Source organism: Stenotrophomonas sp. 05L44_2, from assembly GCF_056665995.1.
Genome location: NZ_JBFTNR010000481.1, coordinates 1 through 3,306, shown reverse-complemented (window position 1 = coordinate 3,306; position 3,306 = coordinate 1). Strand labels below are relative to the sequence as shown.

3 protein-coding genes and 1 pseudogene are annotated in these 3,306 nt (G+C 68.2%); 2 read left to right on the top strand and 2 right to left on the bottom strand.

All coding sequences use genetic code 11. The annotated features are described in order from the left end of the window. Positions 1-256: 256 nt before the first annotated feature. Positions 257-1,168: an MBL fold metallo-hydrolase gene (locus tag AC1VAN_RS16050; protein WP_105163358.1), complete on the bottom strand. Its 912-nt coding sequence runs from the start codon at positions 1,166-1,168 to the stop codon at positions 257-259. Between the two features lie 173 nt (positions 1,169-1,341). Further along, a complete protein-coding gene (locus AC1VAN_RS16045; protein ID WP_032976398.1) occupies positions 1,342-1,980 on the bottom strand; it encodes an NAD(P)-dependent oxidoreductase in 639 nt (212 codons plus the stop codon). Positions 1,981-2,086: 106 nt separating this feature from the next. Here AC1VAN_RS16045 and AC1VAN_RS16040 point away from each other — a divergent pair, with 106 nt between their 5' ends. Beyond that, the gene (locus AC1VAN_RS16040) at positions 2,087-3,016 is read left to right on the top strand and encodes a LysR family transcriptional regulator (protein WP_025878424.1); all 930 of its coding nucleotides are present in this window, start codon (positions 2,087-2,089) and stop codon (positions 3,014-3,016) included. Further along, a pseudogene (locus AC1VAN_RS16035) lies at positions 3,013-3,306 on the top strand (SAM-dependent methyltransferase); the annotation flags it as partial. The gene AC1VAN_RS16040 and the pseudogene AC1VAN_RS16035, both read left to right, overlap by 4 nt.

Genomic DNA, 3,306 nt, shown 5'->3' with positions numbered 1-3,306 from the left:
TCCGCGGCATGGATGCCGCGGCCAAGCCCCCAAGGGTGAGGGCGCTTTGCTTGCGAAGCACTGCTTCGCAAGCGCCCGAACGCACAGCCGCCAGCGGCTGGGCCGGTCTGGGGGTTTACGGCGTCCCCCGCAACCGGACCCACCCCGCCTACCCACGGAATGCCTGCTGTTGCTTTGGCTTTGAGGTTGCCGGCCAGCGGCCGGCACTACCGTTTCGGCGGGTGCAGGGCGCAGCCCTGCAAAAGAACCCCCTACCTTACGGCCACTGCATCTCGCCCTTGGCCACCTTCGCACTCAACTCCAGCGACGCCACCCCCGCCAGCTGCGGATAGCGCGCCTGCATCGCCTTCACCAACGCAGCGCTGTCCTTGGCCTTGGCGGTTTCAACATCGAAGGCACGGATGTAATCCGCGGTGAAGCGCAACGCACTGGCATCCAGTGCCGCCCCCTCCGCGTAATGACCGGGCACCACCACCTTCGGCTTCAGCGCCTGCAGCTGCTGCAGCGTGCGCAGCCAATCGGCATGCGACTGCGGCGTCTGCGTATCGGCCATCCACACGTGCTCGCCGGCCACCACCGGAATGCCACCGACGATCGCGCGCAGCGACGGCACCCACAGCACGCTGCGGTCCGGCGTCGGGCCATCCAGGCCGATCAACGGCAGGCGCTGGCCTTCCAGCTGCAGTGCATCGCCTTCCAGCACTGCGGGCACCACGATGCGTGCGGGAGCGTCAGCGCCCATCTTCGGCCCCCAGTACGCCAGCTTGCCKGCCTGGGATTCACGGATGTGCGCCACGGTCTGCGCGGTCGCGACGATGCGCGCCTGCGGGAACGCATCCTGCACGGTGGCCAGGCCGAAGTAATAGTCCGGATCGCCATGGCTGATGTAGATGGTGGTCAGCCGCTTGCCGCTGGCACGGATCTGCTCGACCAGCCGGCGTGCATCGCCGGCAGCAAACTGCGCGTTGACCAGGATCGCGTCGTTGCGCCCTTCGATCAGCACCGAGGACACCGAGAACATTGCCTGCGGGCCGGGATGGAAGGTCTGCAGGCGCAGCTGGGATTTGGCAGCGCTGGCGGGTGCAGGCGCGGCCGGTGCGGCCAGCAGTGGGGCGCTGGTGAAGCTGGCAGCCAGCGCGAGAGGAAGCAGCAGGGCAGCAGTACGCATGGGAGGTGTCCTTGGATTGTCGAGCCGAGCGTTGGCTATGCCGGGCGTCCTTGCCCGGCCCCCTACGGGCCGTCGCAAGCGACGTTGGCAACGGCTCCTGCCGTTGCCTTCGGCTTTACAGGTGGGTAGCGCCGGGCCATGCCCGGCAGGCGGTCAGGCCGGCGAGTGCGCGATCAGTACGCCGCCGTGATGATCTGCCTGGGGTGCTTGTGCGCTTCCAGTTCGGCGACGAACGCGGCGCCGTAGTCGGCGTAGCTGATGCGGCTGTGGCCGCTGGCATCGGCGAGGAAGGCCTTGGGCTGCACGCGGTACTGCCCACGCTCTTCACCTGGGCCGATTTCGGCGGCCGGCGAGAAGAAGGTCCAGTCCAGGTCATCCACCGCCTGCAAGCGGTTGAACGCTTCACGGTGGGCCAGCGCGTAGGGCTTGTAGGCCTCCGGGAAGGTGGGGGTGTCGACCAGCTGCACGCCGGGGGCGACTTCCAGGCTGCCGGCGCCGCCGACCACGACCAGGCGCGGCACGTTGGCCTTGCGGGCGGCATTGGCCAGCTGTGCGGCAACCTCGCCGACGCGACCGATGTCGTCGCCCGGGCGCGGGCCGTAGGCGCTGGCCAGCACATCGTGGCCGGCGATGGCGGCGACCAGGGCGTCCTGGTCATCCAGCGAGGCGATGACCGGATGGGCACCGGCCAGCTCGGCCGGCAGGTCCTGCGCGCTGCGCACGATGACGGTCAGTTGATGGCCGTTGGCCAGCGCGTGGCGGGCGATCTGGCGGCCGATGTTGCCGGTGGCACCGACGAGGGCGATCTTCATGGCAGGACTCCGTGGGGGTGGTGGTTGGGAATGGGGCCACTGTAGGCCGCTGCAGTCGATCGAAAAACAGCGTATAACGCGCTTATTTGTTGCATGGATCGAGCAGATGGACCGATTGACCGCCATGACCGTATTCGTCGAAGTTGCCGAGCGCGGCAGCCTGACCGCCGCCGCCGAGGTGCTGGACATGTCGCGGGCGATGGTCAGCCGCTACCTGGCCGAGGTGGAGGGCTGGCTGGGCGCGCGGCTGCTGCACCGGACCACGCGGCGGGTCAGCCTGACCGGGGCCGGTGAAGCCGCGCTGGCGCGTTTCCGGCAGATGCTGGCGATCGGCGAAGAACTGCAGGGTGAGCTGGCCAGCGACGATCCCGAGCCACACGGCACGCTGCGCATCACCGCCAGCGTGTCGTTCGGGCAGAGCCATCTGGCGCGTGCGGTGGCCGCCTTCGTGCAGCGCCATCCGGCCGCACGCATCGAACTGCTGCTGGTCGACCGCATGGTCAACCTAGTGGAGGAGCGCGTCGACCTGGCCGTGCGCATCGCGCGGCAGATCGATCCCAGCCTGATCGCACGTCGTTTGGCGATCTGCCGTTCGGTGCTGTGCGCGACGCCGGCCTACCTGCAGGCGCGTGGCACGCCGACCGCGCCCGAACACCTCGCCGTGCACAACTGCCTGACCCATCATTACGTCGGCAAAAGCCTGTGGCAGCTGCATCGCGAAGGGCGCTCGTTGTCGGTGGCGGTGGGCGGCAACATCAGTGCCAATGAAGCATCGCTGTTGCTGGAGGCGGTGCGCGCCAATGCCGGTATTGCCATGTTGCCGACCTATCAGGTCGCACCGTTGCTGCGCAGTGGTGAGCTGATCGAACTGCTGCCCGAGTACAGCCTGGACGAGCTGGGCATTCATGCCGTGTACGCCTCGCGCCGGCAACAGCCCGTTATCATGCGGCGATTCCTGGATTTCCTCGCCGAGTGCTTCGCCAGCCCGGCCTTCCAGGATCTGGACTGGCGCCCTTCGGGCAAGGAGAACACATGAATCAGGGACAGGCGTTGATCGACCACAACCGTGCTGCCTGGGACCGCCAGGCCAGCGAGGTGCGCGAGTGGTCGCGACCGGTGGATGCCGAAACGATTGCCGCCGCACGCGAGGGACGCTGGCAGGTACACCTGACGCCGCGTGCGTTGCCGCTGGATTGGCTGGGCGATGTGCGTGGCAGGCGCATCCTGTGCCTGGCCTCGGCCGGTGGCCAACAGGCACCCGTGCTTGCCGCGGCAGGCGCTGAGGTGACCGTGTTCGATCTTTCCGACGGGCAGCTGGCGCAGGAC

Bases quoted from the DNA above. Each gene is read 5' to 3' on its own strand.
- AC1VAN_RS16045 (WP_032976398.1), bottom strand. From the start codon at position 1,980: ATGAAGATCGCCCTCGTCGGTGCCACCGGCAACATCGGCCGCCAGATC.
- AC1VAN_RS16040 (WP_025878424.1), top strand. From the start codon at position 2,087: ATGGACCGATTGACCGCCATGACCGTATTCGTCGAAGTTGCCGAGCGC.